This is a genomic window from Streptomonospora sediminis, from assembly GCF_054778995.1.
This window is the reverse complement of sequence record NZ_BAAGYZ010000100.1, coordinates 70,979-92,897: the sequence shown is the minus strand read 5'-3', so window position 1 is coordinate 92,897 and position 21,919 is coordinate 70,979. Positions and strand designations below refer to the sequence as shown.

Here is a 21,919-nt window from a genome sequence, read left to right as displayed (position 1 = left end):
ACCGAAACCGCCGGCCCCTCCAGGCCCAGCACATAGGAAACCCGCCCCGACAGCACCGAAGCCGCACTGCCGATGGCGACCTGGCCGTGCAGTTGCGCTTTGTCGGCGGATCCGGCCAGCAACTCGGGGTAGTCCTGGCCGTTGGTGCCCAGGTAGACGCCCGTGTCGCTCCCGCGTACCGAGGTCGGGTCGATGCCCGCGTGCTCCAGCGCCTCCCACGAGCACTCCAGCACCAGCCGCTGCTGCGGATCCATCGCCAGCGCCTCACGCGGCGAAATACCGAAGAATCCCGCGTCGAACTCCGCCACACCCGGCACGAACCCGCCGACCGCGGGAACGCCGAGTTCTGCCAGTTGTTCGATATCCCAGGTCCGGTCCGCCGGGAACTCGGATACCGCATCGACGCCGTCCGCGACCAGGTTCCAGAACCGGTCGGGTGTATCCGCACCGCCGGGGAACCGGCAGGCCATTCCGACGAGGGCGATGGGTTCCGGCCGCGGGTTCTCCAGCTCCTTCACCCGGAGTTGGGCACGGTGGAGATCGGATGTCACGCGCTTCAGATATTCGCGAAGCTTTTCTTCCGCCACCGGTGACCTTTCCTCTGTGCTATTTATCCGCTGTGCGGCATGACCCGCTGTGCGAATGAACCGTTAATGCAGGGTCCGTTGTCCATCTACCGCTTACCGACGACCGCCGCTATGACATACCAAGTTCATTGTCGATAAAGGCGAAAATTTCGTCATCGCTGGCCGAGTCCAGCCGGTCGTCGACGTTTTCCGCGTCCCCCGCGCACACGTCGTGCGTTCCCTCTTCGAACCTGGCCAGCAAGTGGCGGAGGTGTTCGGTGACCGCTTCGCGCTCGGCGGGGCTGCGCATGATCTCGTCGAACCGGCGCTCCAGGTCGCCCAGCGGCGGGCCAGTGTGCTGGTGATCGTCGGGGAACACCTCCGCGGCCAGGAAACCGGCTATGGCCAGCGGCGTCGGATGGTCGAAGATCAGTGTGGTCGGGAGTGAATGCCCGGTGATCGCGGTGAGCCGATTCCGCAGCTCGACACCGGTCAGCGAATCGAAACCCTGGTCGATGAATCGCGCCCGGGAGCCGAGCCGTCCCGGGGTGGCATGGCCCAGTACCCGTTCGGCCTCCGACCGCACGAGCCGCAGCAGGTGGTTCTCCCTTTCCTGGGCGCTCATCCCGGCCAGTTGGTGCGCGATGCCGGGCTCTGCGTCGTCGGCGCCGCTGGTGCCGCCACCGGTTTCGGTGCGTTGCGCCGGCACGAGCTTCGCGTACAGCGGGAGCGGTTCGGCTTGCGTCAGTTCGGGGTTGGCCAACGCGAGGCGGGCGGGGATGAGCAGCGCCTCCTTGGCGTTGTGGCAGCGGTCGAACAGCCGGAGGCAATCGTCGGGCCGCATGGGAACCACGCCGAACCGGGCGAGCCGCCGCGCGTCGGCCGCGGTGAGTTGCTCGGCCATGCCGCCGTCGGTGTCCCACAGGCCCCATGCGAGCGAGACCGCCGGGTGGCCTTCGGCGCGGCGGCGGGCGGCGAGGGCGTCCAAGTAGGCGTTCGCGGCGGCGTAGTTGGCCTGCCCGGGCCCGCCGACGAGGCCGATGAACGCGGAGAACAGCACGAAATGGGTGATCGGTAGGCCGCGGGTCAGCGCGTCCAGGTTCGCGGCGGCGTCGGCCTTGGCGCGCAGCACGGTGTCGAGCCGCTCGGGGGTGAGCGATTCGAGGACCCCGTCGTCGAGCAGGCCCGCGGTGTGCACGACTCCCGTCAGCGGGTGCTCGGCGGGGAGACCGTCCAGGAGAGCGGACAGGCTTTCCTGGTCCGCTGCATCGCAGGCCACCACGGAAGCGGTGCAGCCGGCGGCCGCAAGCTCCGATACGAGATCGGTTGCCCCCGCGGCCGCCGGTCCCCGCCGGCCGGCCAGGACCATCCTGCGGACCCCGTGTTCGGCGGCAAGGTGGCGCGCGACCATGCGGCCGAGCTCCCCCGTGCCGCCCGTGATCAGCACGGTCCCGCCCTGCTCCCATGGGGCGTCGGCGCGCTGCGCGGGTTCGGCGGCGCGCGCGATCCGCGGCGTCAGCCACCGGTACCCCCGGAACGCCAGTTGGGCTTGCGCCGAGCCGGCCGCCGCGGCCAGCGCGGTGTCGTCGCCGGGGTCTCCGTCGACGAGCACCAGCCGCCCCGGGTGCTCCGACTGCGCGCTGCGGACCAGTCCCCAGACGGCCGCGTGCGCGAGATCGGGCACGGTGTCGCCGGCCGATGCCGAGACCGCGCCGTTGGTGACCACGACCAGCTTGGTCCGTGTCAGCGCAGCGGAGGCGAGGAACACCTGGATGCTGTGCAGGACGTCGAACAGCGCGCCGCGGACACCGTCGGTGCCCTGGTCCGGTAGCGACAGCACCGCGATGTCCGGGCAGGCGGCTCCGGCCGCGATGGTTTCGGCCAGTTTGTCGATGTCGGGGCGGTCCGCTGCCGCGCGGGCCCGCACATGGGCGATGGACCGTTCGCCGGTCGCGGGCCGCAGGGCGACCGGGACCCAGTCCACGGAGAAGAGCGAGTCCCGCGGCAGCGCCCGCGGTGCGCTGTAGTGGTGCACGGGTACCGGGCGCATCGCGACGGATTCGATGTGGGCGACCGGGTTGCCGACCGGGTCTTCGGCGAACACCTCGAAGGATCCGTCCTGGTTCCGGACGACCTTGGCTCCGATGCTCTCCGTGCCGGGCTGGTAGAGGGCGACCTCCGACCAGGATGCGGCGGTGGTGCCGGGGTCGCCGGGCAAACCCGCCGCCGCGTTGAGGGCCGCTTCCAGGGCGGCCGGGGGCAGCATGAACCCGCTGCCGGGCGCGGCGGGGCCGGTGTCGGCGCTTGCGCCGCTGAGCGAGAACGAGGCGTGCTGCCGCCAGTCTCCGCCGGGCGACTTCGCGTAGAGGTGCGCGCCGCGGCCGCCGCCGTCGTTGGGGGGTTCCGCCACCACCTGGATTCGGAGGTCGGTGTGCTCGTCGACCGCCGCTGCCGCGGTGATGTCGAGCCGGTCGATCCGGCCCGCTGCAACATGGGCGGCGCTGTGCAGGGCCACGTCCAGCAGGAGGCTCGCCGGCACCAGCCCTTCCGGACCGGTGTGCTCCATCAGCCACGGGTGGTCGGGCACCCGCATCCGGTAGTCGAGCGCGGCTGCACCGGTGCTCGCCAGTTCCACGGCACCCGCGAAGAACGGGTGGCCGCCGCTGCCGCCGGGTGCGTCGGGCCGCATGTCCAGCCAGAAGCGTTGGCGCTGGAACGGGTAGGCCGGCAGGCGCACCGGCCGCGGCGCAAGGTCCGGGTACATGCCCGCGATGACCTGCGGCCAGTCGACTCCGGCGCCGTTCACATAGAGCAGGGAGACCCCTTCGAGCACGTGGTCGGGTTCCGGCCGGTCGCGGCGTTGGAGGGCGGTCGCCTGGACGGCCCGTTCTCCGGTGCAGGCCTGCACCGCCGCGGTGAGTGCCGCGTCCGGGCCGACCTCGACAACGTGTGCCACGTCGTCGCCGGCCAGCGCGGCGACACCGTCGGCGAAGCGCACCGTGTCGCGGACGTGGCGGACCCAGTAGGCGGGGTCGGTCGGTTCGCCGGGCGTGGCGAGCCGGCCGGTCACGTTCGAGACCAGGGGCAGGTTCGGTTCGTGATAGGCCACACTCGCCGCGGCCTCGTGGAACGAGTCGAGCATGGGTTCCATCAGCGGCGAGTGGAAGGCGTGGCTGACCCGCAGCCGCTTGGTGCGGCGGCCCCAGGCGGCCACCTGCGCCGCGGCGGCGTCCACGGCCCCGGCTGCGCCGGAGAGGACGACCGACTCCGGGTCGTTGATCGCCGCGATCGCCACGCTGCCGCCGAGCAGGGGCGCGACCTCGGCTTCGGTCGCCCGCACCGAGACCATCGCCCCGCCCGGCGGTAGCTCCTGCATGAGGCGGCCGCGGGCCGCCACGAGCCGGCAGGCGTCTTCCAGCGACCACACACCGGCGAGGTGGGCCGCGGTGATCTCGCCGATCGAATGGCCCGCGAGGATGTCCGGGCGCACGCCCCAGGAGTCCAGGAGGCGGAACAGCGCCGTTTCGAACGCGAACAGCGCCGGCTGCGCGAGCCCGGTTTCGTCCAGGGACTCCCCGGAGAACATTGCCTCCCGCAGCGGTTGGTCGAGCAGCACGTCGAAGTGCGCGCACACCTCGTCCACGGCCGCCGCGAACACCGGGAAGCGCTCGTACAGTTCGCGGCCCATGCCCGGTCGCTGCGAGCCCTGGCCGGAGAACACGAATGCGGTCCGGCCGGGTGCCGCGCCGGGGTCCGCCTGCACCAGCCCTGGGGACGTGCCGCCGCCGGCGAGGGCTCGCAGGCCGTCGGTCAGCTCGGCGCGGTCGCGCCCCGACACCACGGCGCGGTGGGCCAGGCCGGCCCGCGACCGGGCCAGCGACGCCGCGATGTCGAAGACCTCGCTGCCACCGGCCGCCTCGGCGAGCCGGGCCGCCTGTTCGCGCAGTGCGGCGGGATCGCCCGCCGACAGCACCCACGGCACCGGGCCGTCGCAGACAGCGGGTGGCCGCGGTTGTTCGGGCACGTGCTCCAGGACGACGTGGGCGTTGGTGCCGCTGATCCCGAAGGCCGACACTGCGGCGCGGCGGGGGCGGTCCGCCTGCGGCCAGTCCCGCTGTTGCGTGGCCAGTTCGATGTGCCCGGACGCCCAGTCGACCTGCGAGGACGGGGCGTCCACGTGCAGCGTCCGCGGTACGGCGCCGTGCCGCATCGCCTGCACCATCTTGATCACGCCGGCAACCCCGGCGGCGGCCTGGGTGTGGCCGATGTTGGACTTCAGCGATCCCAGCAGCAGCGGCCGGTCCCGCTTGGCGCCGTAGGTGGCCAGCAGCGCCTGCGCCTCGATCGGATCGCCGAGCCTGGTGCCGGTGCCGTGCGCTTCGACGGCGTCGACCTCGTCGGCTCGCACGCCGGCGTCGGCGAGGGCGCGGGCGATGACCCGCTGCTGCGAGGGGCCGTTGGGGGCGGTGAGCCCGTTGGACGCGCCGTCCTGGTTGACCGCGCTACCGCGCACCGCGGCCAGGACCGGATGGCCCAGCCGCCGCGCGTCCGACAGCCGTTCCACGACCAGCACCGCGACGCCCTCAGCCCATCCGGTGCCGTCGGCGGCGTCCGCGAACGCCTTGCAGCGGCCGTCCGGGGCGAGCCCGCCTTGGCGGGCGAACTCCACGAACGCGCCGGGGCTGGACATGACCGTCACACCGCCGGCGATCGCCAGCGAGCATTCGCCGCGCCGCAGGGCCTGCACGGCCAGGTGGAGCGAGACCAGGGAGGACGAACAGGCCGTATCGACCGAAATCGCCGGACCCTCCAGGCCCAGCACGTAGGCCACCCGGCCGGAGACGACACTGGGTGCGGAACCGGTCAGCAGGTAGCCTTCGGCGGTGCCCGCGGACTCGTGCAGGCGGGGGCCGTAGTCCTGGCGGCTCATGCCCACGAACGCGCCGGTGTCGGTGCCGCGCAGCGCGGTCGGGTCGAGGCAGGCGTGCTGCAGTGCCTCCCAGACGCACTCCAGCACCAGCCGCTGCTGCGGGTCCATTGCCTGCGCCTCGCGCGGCGAGATACCGAAGAAGGCCGCGTCGAAGTCGGCGGCGCCCTCCAGGAATCCGCCGGATCCGGTGAGGTCCGGGTCCCACCCGCGGTCGTCCGGGAACGTGCCGATCCCTTCGTCGCCGGCGTCGACCATCGCCCAGAGCTGCTCTGGGGTTGCCACTCCGCCGGGCAGCCTGCAGCCCATCCCCACGATCGCGATCGGCTCGTCCGCCTCGGCGGCGCCCGTGCGGGCGGGGGCACGGTCCGGCTCGGGGGGCTTTGCGGGGGTTCCCACGAGCAGTTGCCGGACGTGGTCGGCGGTCGCCTCGGGTGTGGGGTGGTCGTAGACGACCGTCCCGTCGATCGGTGTGCCGACGGCCGCCGCCAGCGCGTTGCGGAACTCCACTGCGGTCAGCGACTCGATGCCGAGTTCCCGGTAGGTGCGGTCCACTGCGATCCGGCCCGGGTCGGCGTAGCCCAGGACCGCAGCGGTCTGGGCGCGGATCGTGTCCAGGATGATCCGGCGCTGTTCGCCGGCGGGCAGCCCGGCGATGCGCTCGGCGAACCCGCCGGGTGCCGCGGAGGTACTCAGCGCGGAACGGGCTTCGGGGATTTCGCGGAACAGGTCCGCGAGGCCCACGTTGCCGAACGCCGGGGCGAACCGCGGCCAGTCCACGTCGGCGACGACGGTGAGGGCCGCACCGTCGGCGACGGCCCGGTGCAGGCTCGCCAGCGCCGCGTCGGGCACGAGCGGGCGCACACCGTCGCGCTCGAAACGTTCCATGATCTGGGTCTGCGCGGCCATTCCGGCGCCCGCCCACGGGCCCCACGCCACAGCCGAACCGGCGAGGCCCAGCCCGCGCCGGTAGGAGACGAGCCCGTCCAGGTAGGCGTTTCCGGTGGCGTAGGCGGCTTGGCCGCCGTTGCCCCACACGCCCACCATCGACGTGAAGACGAGGAACATCCGCACGTCGAGGCCGCGGGTCAGCTCGTGCAGGTGCCACCCGCCCAGCGCCTTGGGGCGGATGGCGTCGGCGAACCCGTCCGGCGATAGTCCGCTCAGCAGCCCGTCTGCGAGGACGCCGGCTGCGTGCACGATTCCGCGCAGCGGCGGCCCCGATTCCTCGATTCCGGTGATGACACCGCGCAATGCGTCCGCGTCGGTGACGTCGCAGGCCGCCGCTTTTAGGGCGGTGCCGCGGGACTCCAGCCATTCGCGCAGCTCGGCGAGTTCATGGCCTCGTTCGCCGCCGCGGCTGATGAGGACGATCCGGGCGGCACCGAAGTCGGTGAGCCACCGGGCGATCCGCGTGCCGAGCGCGCCCGTGCCGCCGGTCACCAGCACCGTTGCCCCGCGGATACCGGGGTCGGGGGTGCCGGCCGCCGCCTCCGGGGCGCGCACCAGCCGCCGGGCGAACGTTCCTTGCGGGCGTACGGCCACCTCGGTCTCAAATCCAGCGGTGAGCGCACCGGCGGCGCGTTCCCACACGGCGGGGTCGTCGCGGGCGGCCGGCGCAACGTCGACCATGCCGCCCCAGGAAGCGCAGCGCTCCAGCCCGACCACCCGTCCCAGGCCCCAGAGGCCGGCCGCAACCGGGGAGGTGACGGGGTCGGTTTCGGATACCGCGGCCCCGCCGCGCGTGAGGCACCACAGTGGGGCGTCCGCTCCGGCGTCGGCCAGGCCCTGGGTCAGCGAGACCAGGTGCCAGGGAGCGGTTCGGGGGTCGTCCTCGGCGGCCGGGTCGGTGAGGAGCACGACACCGGACACCCCGCCGGCTGCGAGGGCGCCGATCCGTTCGGCGAGCACGGACCGGTCGGGGGCGGGCTCCATGCGGCGGGTGCCGGCGCCCCGGGCGTGCAGCGCGGCGCACAGGCGGTCGGCGCCGGGGTCGCCGGTGCCGGCGACAACGACCCAGGTGCCGCCGGCGGTGCCCGCCGGGTCGCCGATGGGATCCCAGCGCGGCAGGTAGCGGTCGGCCGGCCGGGCGGCGCCCCGCTCCTGCGGGGTGCGCTGGAGCCAGTAGCGGTCGCGTTGGAAGGGGTAGGTCGGCAGGTCGACCGCAGCCGGTGCCGGACCATCGCCGGTGCCTGCGGTGATCACGGCGGGCCAGTCGACGGCCGCGCCTTCCACGTACAGGCGCGCCACCGCGGTCAGCAGGGTGTCGGTCTCGGCGCGGTCGCGGTGCTGCGACCCGACCACCAGCGCCTGCGGTGCGCACTCGGTCACCGCAGGCACCAGCACCGAGTGCGGGCCCACCTCCAGGAACCGGCCTACACCGCGTTGGACCAGGTCGGCGATGCCCGCGCTGAACCGGACCGGTTCGCGCACGTGGGAGACCCAGTACTCCGCTGTGCACAGCAGGTCCGGATCGGCGAGTTCGCCCGTCAGGTTCGACACCACCGGCAGTTCGGGGCGGTGGAACCCGACCTGCTCCAGGCAGCGGGCGAACTCGGCCAGCATCGGGTCCATGTGCGGGGAGTGGAACGCCTGGTTCAGCCGCAGCCGGCGCGTCTTGCGCCCCCAGTCCGCGACCGTCCCCGCGATCTGCTCGACCGCTGCCGTGTCGCCCGAGACCACCACCGCCCAGGGACCGTTCACCGCCGCGACCCCCACACGGCCGGGCAGGTCCTCCAGCAGCGGCAGCACTTCTTCCTCGGCTGCCTGCAGCGACACCATCCCGCCGTTGGGGGGCAGCGCCTGCATCAACCGGCCCCGCGCCGCCACCACGGTGCAGGCATCGGGCAGCGACCAGACCCCCGCCACATGGGCGGCGGCGAACTCGCCCGCCGAATGGCCCATGACGTGGTCCGGGGTTATGCCCCAGGATTCCAACAGCCGGTACAGCGCCACTTCGTGGGTGAACAGTGCCGGCTGGGTAATGCCGGTCTCGTCCAGGGAGTCGCCGGAGAACATGGCGTCGCGCAGCGGGCGGCCGAGCAGCCCGTCGAAGTGCGCGCACGCCTCGTCGACCGCCGCCGCGAATACCGGATACCGGGCGTAGAGGCCGCGGCCCATCCCCGGCCGCTGCGAACCCTGGCCCGGAAACACCACCGCGAGCGGGCCCGCCTCGCCCGGGACCGGGCCGGTGCCTGCGGCCGCTGCGCGCACCGCGTTTCCGGCGGTGCCGCCCCCGGCCACCGCACCCAACCCGGTGAGCAGTTCCTCGCGGGTGGAGCCCAGCACCACCGCGCGTCGGCCCAGCCCTGCTCGCGAGCGCGCCAGCGACCACGCCACATCCACCACCGGCGACTCCGCAACCGGACCGCCCGGGGCGCCCAGCTGCGCGGCCTGCGCCGCCAAGCCGGCATCGTCCCGCGCCGACACTGCCAACGGCACCGGACCGGCACCGGCGGGTTCCTCGGGTTCCGCGGACTCCACCGGCTCCGCCGTTTCCGCCGACACCGGCGGCTCGGCGCCCTGTTCCAGCACCACGTGGGCGTTGGTGCCGCTGACTCCGAACGACGACACACCGGCCCGCCGCGGACGGCCGTTGCGCTCCCACGTCCGCGGCTGCGACAGCACCTCCACCGCTCCGGCGGACCAGTCCACATGCGGCGATGGCACCTCGGCATGCAGCGTCTTCGGCAACCGGCCGTGCCGCATCGCCTGCACCATCTTGATCACCCCGGCCACCCCGGCGGCCGCCTGCGTATGCCCGATGTTCGACTTCACCGACCCCAACCACAACGGGGCATCCGGCGGCCGGTCGGCGCCGTAGGCCGCCAGGACCGCTTGGGCTTCGATCGGATCGCCCAAGGCGGTGCCGGTGCCGTGCGCCTCGACCGCGTCGACCCCGGCGGCCGACACACCCGCATCCGCCAACGCCCGCGCGATCACCCGCTGCTGCGACGGACCGTTCGGTGCGGACAGGCCGTTGGAGGCCCCGTCCTGGTTCACCGCGCTGCCGCGGACCACCGCCAGCACCCGGTGGCCGCGGCGTTCCGCGTCGCAGACCCGTTCGAGCGCGAGCACGCCCGCACCCTCCGACCAGCCCGTGCCGTCCGCGCCGTCGCCGAACGCCTTGCAGCGGCCGTCGGCCGCCAACCCGCCCTGGCGCGCGAACTCGGTGAACATGCCAGGGGTGGCCATCACGGTCACGCCGCCGGCCAGCGCCAGCGAGCATTCGCCGCGGCGCAGCGCCTGCACCGCCCAATGCAGCGCCACCAGCGACGACGAACACGCCGTGTCCACCGAAACCGCCGGCCCTTCCAGGCCCAGGGCGTAGGAGACCCGGCCCGACACCACGCTCGGTGCCGAACCGGTCAGCGCGTGCCCGCGGGTGTCGTCGGCGACGTCGTGGAGCTGCGGCAGGTAGTCCTGGCCCATGGTGCCGGTGAACACGCCGGTGTCCGTGCCGCGTAGTGCCGCCGGGTCGATACCGGCGTGCTCCAGGGCCTCCCACGAGCACTCCAGCGCCAGCCGCTGCTGCGGATCCATCGCCAGCGCCTCGCGCGGCGAAATCCCGAAGAACTCCGCGTCGAACTCCGCCGCCCCCGGCACGAAACCGCCGGCCAGCACGCCCAGCGCCGCCAGCTCGGCCAGGTCCCAACCCCGGTCCGCGGGAAACGGCCCGATTCCTTCGGCACCGGCTTCGACCAGCGCCCACAGATCCGCCGGCGACGCCACACCGCCCGGCAGCCGGCAGGCCATCCCCACGATCGCGACGGGTTCGTCGGCCGGTGCCGGTGCGGGGGCCGCCGCAGCGGTCCGGGGAGCGCTTGTACCGAGGAGCTGTGCCAGGTGCGCCGCAACCGCCGCCGGCGTCGGGTGGTCGTAGAGCAGCGTGGCCGGCAGGGCGAGGCCCGTTGCCGAACCCAGCCGGTTGCGGAGTTCGACCGAGCTCACCGAGTCGAATCCGAGGTCCTTGAACGTCCGGTTCGCCGCCACTGCGCCGCCGTCGGTGTGCCCGAGCACGTGGGCGGTGTGCTCCCGGACGGTCTGCAGCGCGAGCTGCGGGCTCCGGGCCGGCGACCGGTCGGGTTCCGCGGTTTCCCCGGGCGCGGGTGCGGTGGCTGCGGGTCCGGTCGCGGGTTCGGGCGGGCTCTCGGCGCCGGCCCAGTACCGCCGCCGCTGGAAGGCGTATGGCGGCAGCGCGGCGCGGGAGGTGCCGAGCAGGTCGCTCCAGCACACGTCGGCCCCTGCCGCGTGCAGTTCCCCGAGGGCTCGGAGGTAGGAACGGGTGCCGTCTTCGCGGTCGCGCAGCAGCGGCACGCGCAGGCCCGCGGGCGAGGCGCCGACGCAGGCGTCGAGCATGGTCAGCAGGGCCGCCCCCGGACCGACCTCGACGAACCGGGTCGTCCCTGCGGTGTCGAGGCACCGCATGCCGTCGAGGAACCGGACCGGCTCGCGCACGTGCCGGGTCCAGTACCGGGCCGAGCCCAGTTCGCCGGGTCCGGCGATCCTGCCGGAGACATTGGATACGACCGGGATGCGCGGTTCGGCGAACGCCATGGCGGCTGCGGCCTGCTCGAACTCGCCGAGTATGGGGTCGGTGTGCGCGGAGTGGAAGGCGCGGCCGACCCGCAGGCGGCGGGTGCGGCGCCCGGCCGCGGCAAAGTGGTCGGCCGCGGCGCGGACCGCTTCCCGGGTGCCGGAAAGGACCACGGCGCGGGGCGCGTTGACCGCTGCGATGTCCAGGTCCGGGCGGTCGGCGAACCCGCTCACCTCGTCCTCGGTGGCCTCGACCGCGACCATTTCGCCGGGTGGCAGCGCCTGCATGAGCCGCCCGCGGGCGGCGACGAGCGTGCACGCGTCACCGAGGGCGAGTACCCCGGCGAAGTGGGCGGCGGCGATTTCGCCGATCGAGTGCCCGATGAGGTGGTCGGGGCGGATGCCGTGCCGTTCGAGCGTGCGTGCCAGGGCGACCTCGACCGCGAACAGCGCCGGCTGGGTGTAGCGGGTCTGGTCCAGGGATCCGTCGTCGGTTGCGAACACGATCTCGCGCAGCGGACGATCCAGGTGGGGGTCGAGCGCGTCGGCGATGGTGTCGAAGGCTTCGGCGAAGGCGGGTATGTCGCGGTGCAGTTCGCGGCCCATGCCGGGGCGCTGTGCGCCCTGTCCGGAGAACATGAACGCGATCCCGCCGCCGGAATCGGCCGCACCGGTGGTGATGCGCGGGTCGGCCCGGCCGGTTTCCAGTGCCTGCAGCAGCTCGGCGCGGTCGCCGCCGTCCGGGCGGGCGTTGAGTACCGCGCGGTGTTCGAAGTGGGTTCTGGTGGTGGCCAGTGCCGCCGCGAGGTCGGCGGTGGAGGTGTCCTGGTGCGCGGCGGTGTGCGCACCGAGTGCGCGGGCCTGCGCCTGCAGCGCCGCCGGAGTGCGGCCGGACACGAGCAGGGGGACGGTGGGCAGGCCTAAGGACACGCGGGCGCCGGCGGAGGCGGAGGCGCGGGGGGCGGGTTGCGGGGCGCCGGCAAGGACGAGGTGGCAGTTGGTGCCGCCCATGCCGAAGGAGCTGACACCGGCCAGGCGTTGGGCACCGTCTGCGGGCAGCGGGCCGAGTTCGCGCTGGACGTAAAGGTTGAGCCCGTCCAGGTCGATGGCGGGGTTGGCGGAGCGGAAGTTCAGGCTGGCCGGGAGTTGGCCGCGGTCCAGCGCCAGCGCCGCTTTGATGAGGCCGGTGATGCCGGCCGCTCCTTCGAGGTGGCCGACGTTGGTCTTGACCGACCCGACCCGCAGCGGATGCCGGCGTCCGGGGGCCCGGCCGAGGGCGGCGCCGAGCGCGCCGGCTTCGGCCGGGTCGCCCGCCGGGGTGCCGGTGCCGTGCAGTTCAACGAAGCCGATATCGGCGGGGTCGACTGCAGCGGCGGCGCAGGCGTCGCCGAGGAGGCGCTGTTGGGCGTGCCGGTCCGGTGCGGCGAACGACGCTCCTCCGCCGTCGTTGTTGACCGCGCCGCCCCGGATGAGGCAGTAGATGCGGTCGCCGTCGGCCAGCGCGTCGGCGAGGCGCTTGAGGACGACGGTTCCGCCGCCTTCGCCGCGGACGTAGCCGTTGGCGCGGGCGTCGAAGGTGTAGCAGTGGCCGTCCGGGGAGAGCGCACCGAACCCGTGTACGTCCACCGCGCTGCCGGCCAGCAGGTTGAGCTGCACGCCGCCGGCAACGGCGAGGCGGCAGGTGCCCGAGCGCAGGTTTTCGGCGGCCAGGTGCACCGCCACCAGCGAGGAGGACTGGCCGCAGTCGACCGTCATGCTGGGCCCGTTCAGTCCCATGCAGTAGGAGACCCGGTTGGCCAGTGCCGCGCGGCTGCCGCCGGTCAGGGTGTAGCGCCCGGTTGCGGATGCGCCCGCGGCCCGGTGCCGCAGGTGCGCGTAGTCGTCGGCCATCGCGCCGAGGAAGACCGCGGTGTCGCCGGTGCCTGCTGCGCCGGGGACGAGCGAGGCGTCCTCGAACGCCTGCCAGCACAGTTCGAGTGCGAGCCGCTGCTGGGGGTCCATTGCCGCGGCTTCGCGGGGCGGGATCCCGAAGAAGTCGGCGTCGAAGCCGTCCACCTGGTCGAGGAACCCGCCTAACCGGACTCCGGGATGGGCGTCGAGTTCGTAGTGGGCGGCGTCGGCCCACCGGCCCTCGGGCACGGCGCCGATGGCGCTGGTGCCGTCGCGCAGCAGGGTCCACAGCGCCGCGGGGTCCGGTGCGGAGGGCAGCCTGCATGCGATCCCGACCACGGCGAGGTCGCAACGCTCGGCGCGCCCGGTCGGTCCAGGTGCAATGCTCATCGCCCGTGACCCCTTTCTTCCAGGTTCTCGCCACGAAATTACGGGGTCTGGTTTAGGGTTTGTGCCAGCGTTTTTTTAACCGCCCGGCCAATTGCACGGCGGCGCGCACGTCTAGCGGTTTCACTAACCCGCGGCTTGATTCGATGGGCAGTCGTGAACCGGCAACCACCGTCCGCACGCACCGCCGAATCCTCGCAGGCGGCGGCGAGCGGGCCACACATCCTGTTCGTGCTCTACCCGGCATTCGGGCACACGCTGCCGATGCTGCCGATCATCGCCGAGCTGACCCGCCGCGGGTGCCGCACCACGGCCACGACCGGGGCCGCCTTCGCCGACCGGGTCCGGGCGGCGGGCGCGGAAGCCGTTGCCTACACGTCGTTCCTGTCGACCTCCGCGCCTCCGGACCGGCTCACACCCGACGATCTCGCCGAACGGACCCTGCGCTATCTGGAGGAGATCCTGGCGGTTTCCCCGACCGTGGAGGGCGCCTGTGCGGCCCCGCCCGATGCCGTCGTCTACGACACCACCATCTGGGCGCCCAGCCGGGTGCTGGCGGCTAAATGGCGGATTCCGGCCATCCAGCTGATTCCCACCTTCGCCTCCAACGAGCATTTCTCCGTCGCCGACCGGCTGGCCGAGGTGGCCGACCCCATCGACCCGGACCATCCGGCCCTGGCCGAGTTCGGTGTGCGGCTCGGCGAGTTCGCGGCCGGGCACGGATTTTGCGGCGACGCCGCGGCAGGTGCACTCTCCGACGGCGGCGAGCTCAAAATTGTTGCGGTTCCGCGGGAATTCCAGGTTTTCGGTGACAGTTTCGGCGACGACCACATTTTCGTGGGCCCCTGCCTGGAAGAGCCGCCCGAAGAATGGGAGCCACCCGGCGACGGCCGACCGGTGGCGCTGGTTTCGCTGGGTACGACGGTGAACGAGCGCCCGGAGCTGTTCCGCCGGTGCGCCGCGGCGCTCGCCGGTGCCGGTTGGCACGTGGTGATGACCGTGGGCGCGCGGCTCGATCCGGCCGATCTCGGTGCCCTGCCCGCAGGTGTCGACGTGCGCCAATGGGTGCCGCACGGTGCGGTGCTGCGGCACGCGTCGGTGTTCGTCTGCCAGGGCGGGATGGGCAGCGTCCAAGAGGCGCTGCACCACGGGGTTCCGCTGGTGGTGATCCCGCACCACCGCGAACAGTGCGCCAACGCAGAACGCATCGAAGAGCTCGGGCTGGGCCGCGTGGTCCCCCTGGCCGGCGTTTCGGCGGCCGCGATCCGCGACGCCGCCGGCGGGGTTTCGGCCGACGCCGGTACCCGCGACCGCGTGGCGCGGATGCGCGGCCGCATCCGGGCCGCGGGCGGTGCCGTACGGGCGGCCGCCGAAATACGTGCCCGAGCCGCGCTGCAGTGCGGCTCGTGACCGCCGGGCTCCGACGAAGCCCAGCGGTACGTGCGGGCGCGCTTCGTCCCATCCATGAAACACCTGCCGCAGGAGGAGCATTGTCCTTGGCCACTTGCACACCCGCCGAAAGCACGGCTGCGCCGCACGTGCTGTGCGCGCTGTTTCCCGCTTTCGGGCATCTGCTGCCCGCGCTCCCCGTCGTCAAGGAGCTGGTGCAGCGGGGATGCCGGGTGACGGCCACCATCGCACCGGAGTTCGCCGATCGGGTGCGGGAAGCGGGCGCAGAACCGGTCGCCTACCCCGCGCCCCTCACCACACGGCTGCCGGACTACACAACGCGCGACCGCCTCTGCGAGTACATCGAGACAATGTGCCAGGACGTCCTGGGCACGTCGGCCACCATCGAGAACGCCTGCCCTCAGCGCCCCGATGTGCTCGTCTACGACCGGACGTTGCTGCTTCCGGGCCGGGTGATCTCCGCGAAATGGGACCGGCCGGGTGTGCAGTTGGTGACGTCGCTGGCTTCGAACGAGCACTTCTCCATCGACGAGAAGCTGCAGGACCTCGCCCCGCCGCAGAGTCCCGACGACCCGCCGCATCCGGCCATTTTGCGCTACTGCGGTGCGATCACCGAGTACGTGCGCGGCCACGGCTTCACGGGCGAACCGGACGGGGTCCTGGCCGGTACCGGCGAGACCAGCATCGCGTTCGTACCCAAAGAGTTCCAGCCCTACAACGAGACGTTCGGCGACGACCACATGTTCGTGGGCCCAAGCCCGAGCGAGGTCACCCGCGAGTGGCGGCCGCCCGAGAACGGCGCGCCGGTCGCCCTCATCTCGCTGGGGACGACGAGCCACTATTCGGCCGGCTTCCTGCGGATGTGCCTGCGGGCGTTCGCCGACGGACCTTGGCACGTCGTCCTGGCGCTGGGCGGCGGCATCGACCCGGCCGAGCTCGAACCGCTGCCGCACAACGTGGAACTGCACCGCTGGATCCCGATCGGCGCCGTCCTGCGCCACGCCGACCTGTTCGTCTGCCAGGGCGGCATGAGCGGCATCATGGAGGCGCTCTCCTACGGCACGCCGCTGCTGCTGGTCCCGTACCAGCCCGAACAGTGCGCCAACGCCGACCGGGTCGAGGAACTGGGCTTGGGCCGCAGCCTCGTGGAATCCCAGGTGAGCCCGCAACTGCTGCGCGAGGGTGCCGAGACCCTCCTGGCCGACAACGGGCTCCGCGGCCGCCTGTCCCGGATGCGGGAACTCTGCCGCAAAGCCGGCGGCCCCCGCACGGCCGCCGACACCATCATGTCCCGCATCCGCTGAAAACCCTCACCCGCGGCGCAGCCGGGCCTCGACATAGTCGGCGGCCCGGCCGGTGCCGCCGGCCGCGCGCAGCACATCGCGCATTTCGGTGGTGCGGGACCGGATTGCGGGGTCGGCCGCGGCGGCAAGCATCGTATCGCGCAGGTCCTCGGCCGAGGCCGTTCCAGAGGCCAGCATGCGGCCGAGCCCCAGCTCGACGGCGCGCCGGGCGTTCATCCGGTGTTCGGTGACCTCCGGCGGCACCAGCACCAGCGGGGTCGCGAAGGCAAGCGCCTCCATCATGGTGCCCATCCCGGCGTGGCAGGCGAACACGTCGGCGTGGCGCAGCACCGCGGTGTGCGGCACCCAGCGGTAGGCGGCCACGTTGCCGGGCAGCGGGCCCAGGTCGGCGGGGTCGACCCGGCCGCCAAGTGTCAGGACCACCCGCCAGGGCACGTCGGCGAACGCGTCGGCGCAGCGCCGGAAGAAACCCGGGTTGTCGTTGAACGTCGTGCCCAGTGAGATGAGCGCGAGCGGTTCGCCATTGGCGGGGGGACGCCACTGCGTTTCGGGTTCCCGGGCGGGCAGGCACGCGCCGACGAACGCGTGCCGGCCGTCGAAGGCTTCGGCGTTGAGCTGGAACCGCTCGGGCAGGAAGACGAGGTTGGCGTCGTCGCAGGGCGCGAGCAGCGACTCCGGTGCGCCGCCGAGGCCGTGTTCGCCTGCGAAGTCCGCCACTTTGCCGAGGAACTCCGCGATGGCGGGATGGTCGGCGGGAACGGGGTCGTCCAGTTCGGCCGCCTGCGCCCGGCCGAACGAGTACCGCTCATTGGAGGCGAACACCGGGAACAGCTGGACACCGGGGCGGCCGGACTTGCGTGCCAGCGCCCGGCCGGTGGGAAAGGTGCTGACGTCGTAGGCGTACAGGTCCGGATCCCCGCCGATGCGCTGCTCAAGCAGCGGGGTGATCGCGATGCTCTCTTCGATGCAGCGCAACGGTTCCCGCGCCATGTAGTCGGCGGTGAACCGCGCGGGTTGGGCCTTGCCGGCAAGCGACGACTCGTAGCACACCGGCGTTGCGCCGGTGCCGGCAACGGCGCCGGCGAACTCGGCGGTGGTGGCGAAGGTGATCCGGTGCCCGCGGTCGGCCAGTTCGGCGGCCACGGGCAGAGCGGGGGTCACGTGGCCGTGGGCGGGCAGCGGCAGGAAGGCGATGTGCGCCATGGTCATGTCTCGTTCCAGTAGCCGACAAGGTCTGCGTACAGGGGGGAGCTCGTGCACAGCTCGGCGTGGGTGCCCACGTCCGTTCGGCCGCCGTGCAGTAGTACGACGCGGTCGGCGCGCATCGCCGAGCTCATGCGGTGCGCGATGACGATCACTGTTCTGCCGGTCGCGGCGAAGGCATCCTCGGCCTGGCGTTCCCGTTCGGGGTGCAGGTGGCAGGTGGCCTCGTCGAGTACCACGATGGCCGCGGGGGCGACATAGGTCCTGGTCAAGGCGATGAGTTGCTTCTGGCCTTCGGAGAGTTCGCTGGGGGCCTCCAACCAGGCGTCCAGGCCGCCGCGTTCGGCCACGAGGTCCGCCGAGCCGACGGCCCGGCAGGCACGCAGCAGTTCGCCGTCGTCCGCGGCGGGGTTGAGGTAGGCGAGGTTCTCGCGGAGGGTCCCGGAGAACACGTAGGCCTCCTGCGGCAGCAGTGCGATGGTCCGGTGCAGCCAGGCGCGGTTCAGTTCGGCGGTTTCGGCACCGCCCATGGTGATGCTGCCGTGCTGCGGCTCTTCCAGCCCGGCGAGGAGGTTGGCCAGGGTGGATTTCCCGGCCCCGCTCGGGCCGACGAACGCGATGCGCTCGCCGGCGCCGATGCGCAGGTCCACCCCGTCCAGAATCCGTTCGGATGCGGGGCTGTAGCTGAAGCACACCCCGTGCAGCTCCAACGTGGTGCCGCTCGCCTGCCGTACACGGTCGTCGTGGTGCTCCTGGGGCATCCGCGCGTACTCCTGTACCCGCGCCAGCAGCACCCCCAGCTGCATCCCGATGTCGCCGACCACGCGCACGATGGCGCGCAGCACCGGGTCGAAGTTGCCGATCAGGTAGGTCGCCGCCCCCATCAGCTGGCCGGGCGTGAGCGTACCGGCCGCAACCGCGAACGGGCCGGTCACCAGCAGCGCCATCAGCGGCAGCCGCCCGCCCAGGGCGATGACCGCGAGCCGCGCGGCCACGGTCTTACCGACCAGGTAGGCGGCGTCGGTGTGCGCTTCGACGTCGGCCATGAGGTCGCGTTTGGCCCGGTCGGTGGCAGCGCAGGCGACGACGTCGCGGATCCCGGGCAGGACGTCGGCCGCGCTTTGCGAGACCCGCTCCTCGGCCAGCAAGGCGTCGCGGATGCGGAGCTGCCAGCCGCGGGCGGTCGCGGCGAGCACCGCGGCCATCAGGGCCACGCTGGCCAGCGCGACCCACGCTACGAGCGGCGCCAGGAAGAACAGGCCCGCGATCACGAACACCAGCGAGAAGGCCGAGGTCCGTACGACGGTGAGCAGCTGCGACAGCAGGATCCGCAGCCCTTCGGTGTGTTTGGTGATGCCTTCGACGTTGCGGCCGTCCACCGGTTCCTCGCCCTGGGCACCGCGGCGCATCATGGCGCGGGCGGTGCGCACGATCAGGTCGTAGCGCAGCGACTCGACGATCTCGGCCTGCGGCATCGTCGCCTGCCGGGCGCCGGCGGCGCAGACGGCGACGAGCGCGGCGTAGCCGCCGAGGATGAGCATCCCGGTGCCGAAATCGCCGTTCAGGAAACCGTGGTCCAGCGCCAACGAAACGAGGGCGCCGGAGAACAGCGCCGGGGCGGCTTCCACCGCCGACCACAGCAGCAGCTTGGCGATGTTGCGCCGGCTGCTGCGCAGGTTCTCCCACAGCATGCTCCAGCCGGCCCGGGCTTGCAGTGTCGGTGTCGGGGCAGATGTGGGGACCACGGTCTCAGCTCTCACGGTCGAAGGTGGCGGCTGCGGACTCCGGCCGCTCGGTGACGCCGAAGACCGCGCGGTAGGCGGGGTCCGCCATGAGTTCGCGGTGTGTCCCGGTCCCGGCGAGGGCGCCGTTGTGCAGCCACACCACGAAGTCGGCGCGAGCGGCGGTGGACATGCGGTGTGCGATCAGCAGCCGCGTGGATCCGCGCAGTGCCTGCTGCAGTGCGGAGCTGATCACCGCCTCCGTCGCCGTGTCCACGCTGGACAGCGCGTCGTCCATGATGACCAGCCGCGCGGGACGGCAGGCGGCGCGCGCCAGTCCGAGCCGCTGCAGTTCACCGCCTGACAGCGCCAGTTCCGCGATCGGTGTCGCGGTCTGCGCGGGCAGCCGTGCGACGAAGTCCTCGGCGCCGGTTGAGCGGAGTGCGGCGCGCAGCTGGGCGTCGGTGATCGTGTCGTCTCCGTACCGCAGGGCGTCGGCGATGGTCGCACCGAGTAGGTGGGGGCGTTCGAACGCGTAGGTCACCGCGGTGCGCAGCTCCTCGTTGCGCAGCTCGCCGATGGGCGCACCGTCGAACGTCACCGTCCCCTCGTCGGGTGCGAGCAGGCCGCCGGCCATCGCGGTCAGCGTCGTCTTGCCGACGCCGGACTCGCCGACGATGGCCACTGTGGCGCCGGCCGGCACGTCGAAGCTGATGTCGCGCAGGATCGGCCGGCCGCCTGCCACCGAGCCGACCGACGCGAAGTGCAGCGCTCCGTTGCCTTCGGGCAGCGTGCGGGTGCCCGTGGGCAGGCCCGGTTCCTCGAGCACGGTGCTCACGCGCCGCGACGCCGCGGTGAGCTGGCCGATGTCGCGGAGGCTGCCGGCCTGCTGGAAGATGCCCATCCCGTAGCCGACGTAGAACGACACCGACATCAGCTCGCCGGGGCTGATACCGCCGTTCACCAGGCCGTAGCCGGCGGTGCCGAGCACCAGCACCTGCACCAGCGGCGCGTACATGGCCGCTTCCCAGCTGACGCTGCGCTGCCGCTGCCAGATGCGCAGCGATACCGACCGCAGGTCCGCGGCCGGCTGCAGTACCCGTTCGGTCTCGGACTCGACGGTGCCGCTGGCCCGGATGGTGCGCATTCCGCGGACGGCGTCCAGCAGCCGGGTGCTGACCTTTGCCAGTTCGGCGGCTGCGGTGGTACTCAACGAGGTGATCCGGGGCAGGTGCCGCAGAGTCAGCGCCATCAGGACGGCGCTGGCGGCGAGGAAGACCAGCCCGATCCGGTAGTCGATGGCGAACAGTGCCGCGATGCCGCCGATCGAGGTCATCAGCGGCACCAGGATCCGGGTGACGAGGTTCGCGGCCTGGGCGGTCTGGTCCGTTGATGCGGTCAGCCGGTTGACGAGGTCGCCGTGGCTGAACTTGCGCTGGCCGCGGAAGCCGAGCCGGAACAGGTGGCCCAGCAGCCGCGACCGCAGCATGCGCAGGGCGCGCACCCGGGCGGAGTAGTCGCTGAGTTCGGTGAGGCTCTCGGCGGCGATGCCCAGGCAGAGCAGGGCGATCACGGCGATGACCAGGGTGTTGCCGGCTCCCCCGGCCAGTGCCTGGTCGACCGCGGTGCCGATGAGCGCGGGAACGGCGAGCCTTGTGGCGGTGTCGGTCACGCTCAGCAGCACGAGGCCGACAGTGGCGCCGCCGCCGGCGCGCAGCGCGTTCAGGGCAAGGTACCGGGTGCGCACCGGCTCACCACGCAACCGGCAGTTCGTGCACGCCGTAGTGGTCCATGTCGTCGCGCATGCGCAGTTGGCTCAGCGGCACCGCGAGCCGCAGGCCGCCGAAGCGGTCGAGCAGCGCGGTGTAGGCCGCCCGCAGGGTCACCCGCGCCAGGTGCTGGCCGATGCACTTGTGCACACCGTGTCCGAAGGCCAGATGCCCGCGGGGGTCGCGGGACACGTCGAGGACGCCGGGGGCGGCAAACGATCCGGTGTCGCGGTTGGCGGCCGGCAGCGCGACCACCACCGTCTCGCCTTTGCGTACGAGTTCGCCACCGATTGGGACGTCCTCAAGGGCGCACCGGCTCGCGCCGAATTGGGAGATGGTCAGGTAGCGCAGCAGTTCCTCGATCGCGTTGTCGAGCAGCGCCGGGTCGGCCCGCAGTTTGGCCAGCTGCCCGGGATGTTCCAGCAGTGCCAGGACGCCGAACGCGATCATGTTGGAGGTCGTGTCGGTACCCCCGCCCACCAGTGCCCAGGCGATGTTGCGGAGTTCGGTGGCGTCGAGCTCTCCGCTGCCTGCCAGGTCCGCGAGCACGCCGCCGCCGTCGCCGCTGCCGCGGAGTTCGGCGGCCACGACCGAGTCCAGGATCGCGCCGACGGTCTCGGCGGCTGCGGTGAGTTCGGCCAGCGTAAGCGAAAGGTGCATGATCACGTCGAGGTTGTCGTGCAGCGGCCGGCGTACCTCCTCGGGGATCCCGAGCAGGTCGAACACCGCCCGCGCGGGCAGGGGGCGGGCGAACCCGGCGACGAGGTCGGCGGGGGCGCCGCCGGCGGCCATGGCGTCCAGCAGCTCCGCGGCGGCCGCGGTGATCGCGGCTTCCTGGTCGGCGGCCCTGCGCGGGCTGAAGTGTCGGCCCACGGCGCGCCGGTAGCGCGTATGCTCGGGCGCGTCCATCTTGTTGAACGCGCCCGGTTCGGCCGCCGGCGGCGCGGGGGCGTCCGGCGGGAGCGGGAACGGAGGCGGCAGGGGCGACGCCAGCAGCTCGTTGCGGTGGCTGAAGCGCCGGTCGGAGAGCACGGCCTTGGCCTGGGCGTGGCCGACGACCAGCCAGCCGGTTTGGCCGAGCGGGAACTGCAGGCGGTGTATCGGGCCGGTGCGCGCCAGATCCTGGTAGGCGTCGGGAGGGTCGAAGGGGCAGCCGCGGGTTCGGGGCAACGTGGTCAGGTCCGGCACGGACTCACTCCTGGTTGCT

General features: G+C 72.7%; 8 protein-coding genes. 2 read left to right on the top strand and 6 right to left on the bottom strand.

Annotation, left to right across the window (positions count from 1 at the left end; translation table 11 throughout):
• Nucleotides 1-551, bottom strand: a 551-nt coding sequence (locus ACYVD5_RS19375) for a beta-ketoacyl synthase N-terminal-like domain-containing protein (protein WP_461002495.1), incomplete at its 3' end; no start/stop codon positions are given.
• A 145-nt stretch (nucleotides 552-696) separates the two neighbouring features.
• Nucleotides 697-13,308 (bottom strand): SDR family NAD(P)-dependent oxidoreductase, encoded by a 12,612-nt coding sequence (locus ACYVD5_RS19370; protein WP_461002494.1) that lies wholly within the window; start codon nucleotides 13,306-13,308, stop codon nucleotides 697-699.
• Between the two features lie 153 nt (nucleotides 13,309-13,461).
• On the opposite strand from ACYVD5_RS19370, the gene ACYVD5_RS19365 reads away from it, so the two are divergent.
• Nucleotides 13,462-14,715, top strand: coding sequence for a macrolide family glycosyltransferase (locus ACYVD5_RS19365; protein WP_461002493.1), 1,254 nt, complete (start codon nucleotides 13,462-13,464; stop codon nucleotides 14,713-14,715).
• A gap of 86 nt (nucleotides 14,716-14,801) precedes the next feature.
• Nucleotides 14,802-16,019, top strand: a complete 1,218-nt coding sequence (locus ACYVD5_RS19360; RefSeq protein WP_461002492.1) for a macrolide family glycosyltransferase — start codon at nucleotides 14,802-14,804, stop codon at nucleotides 16,017-16,019.
• 6 nt (nucleotides 16,020-16,025) lie between these two features.
• On the opposite strand, the gene ACYVD5_RS19355 is transcribed toward ACYVD5_RS19360, so the two are convergent.
• Genes ACYVD5_RS19355 through ACYVD5_RS19340 form a run of 4 tightly spaced genes read right to left on the bottom strand, consistent with a single transcriptional unit; the run spans nucleotide 16,026 to nucleotide 21,900 of the window.
• On the bottom strand, nucleotides 16,026-17,228 hold the full coding sequence (locus ACYVD5_RS19355) for a macrolide family glycosyltransferase (RefSeq protein ID WP_461002491.1): 1,203 nt from the start codon (nucleotides 17,226-17,228) through the stop codon (nucleotides 16,026-16,028).
• Complete coding sequence (locus ACYVD5_RS19350) at nucleotides 17,225-18,982, bottom strand: ABC transporter ATP-binding protein (protein ID WP_461002490.1); 1,758 nt, start codon at nucleotides 18,980-18,982, stop codon at nucleotides 17,225-17,227. The genes ACYVD5_RS19355 and ACYVD5_RS19350 overlap by 4 nt, the downstream gene beginning before the upstream one ends.
• Nucleotides 18,972-20,690 carry an ABC transporter ATP-binding protein gene (locus ACYVD5_RS19345; protein ID WP_461002489.1) on the bottom strand — a complete coding sequence of 573 codons (1,719 nt, stop codon included), beginning with the start codon at nucleotides 20,688-20,690 and terminating at the stop codon, nucleotides 18,972-18,974. Before ACYVD5_RS19345 ends, ACYVD5_RS19350 begins: the two co-directional genes overlap by 11 nt.
• A gap of 4 nt (nucleotides 20,691-20,694) precedes the next feature.
• Nucleotides 20,695-21,900: a cytochrome P450 gene (locus tag ACYVD5_RS19340; protein WP_461002488.1), complete on the bottom strand. Its 1,206-nt coding sequence runs from the start codon at nucleotides 21,898-21,900 to the stop codon at nucleotides 20,695-20,697.
• Nucleotides 21,901-21,919 lie beyond the last annotated feature (19 nt).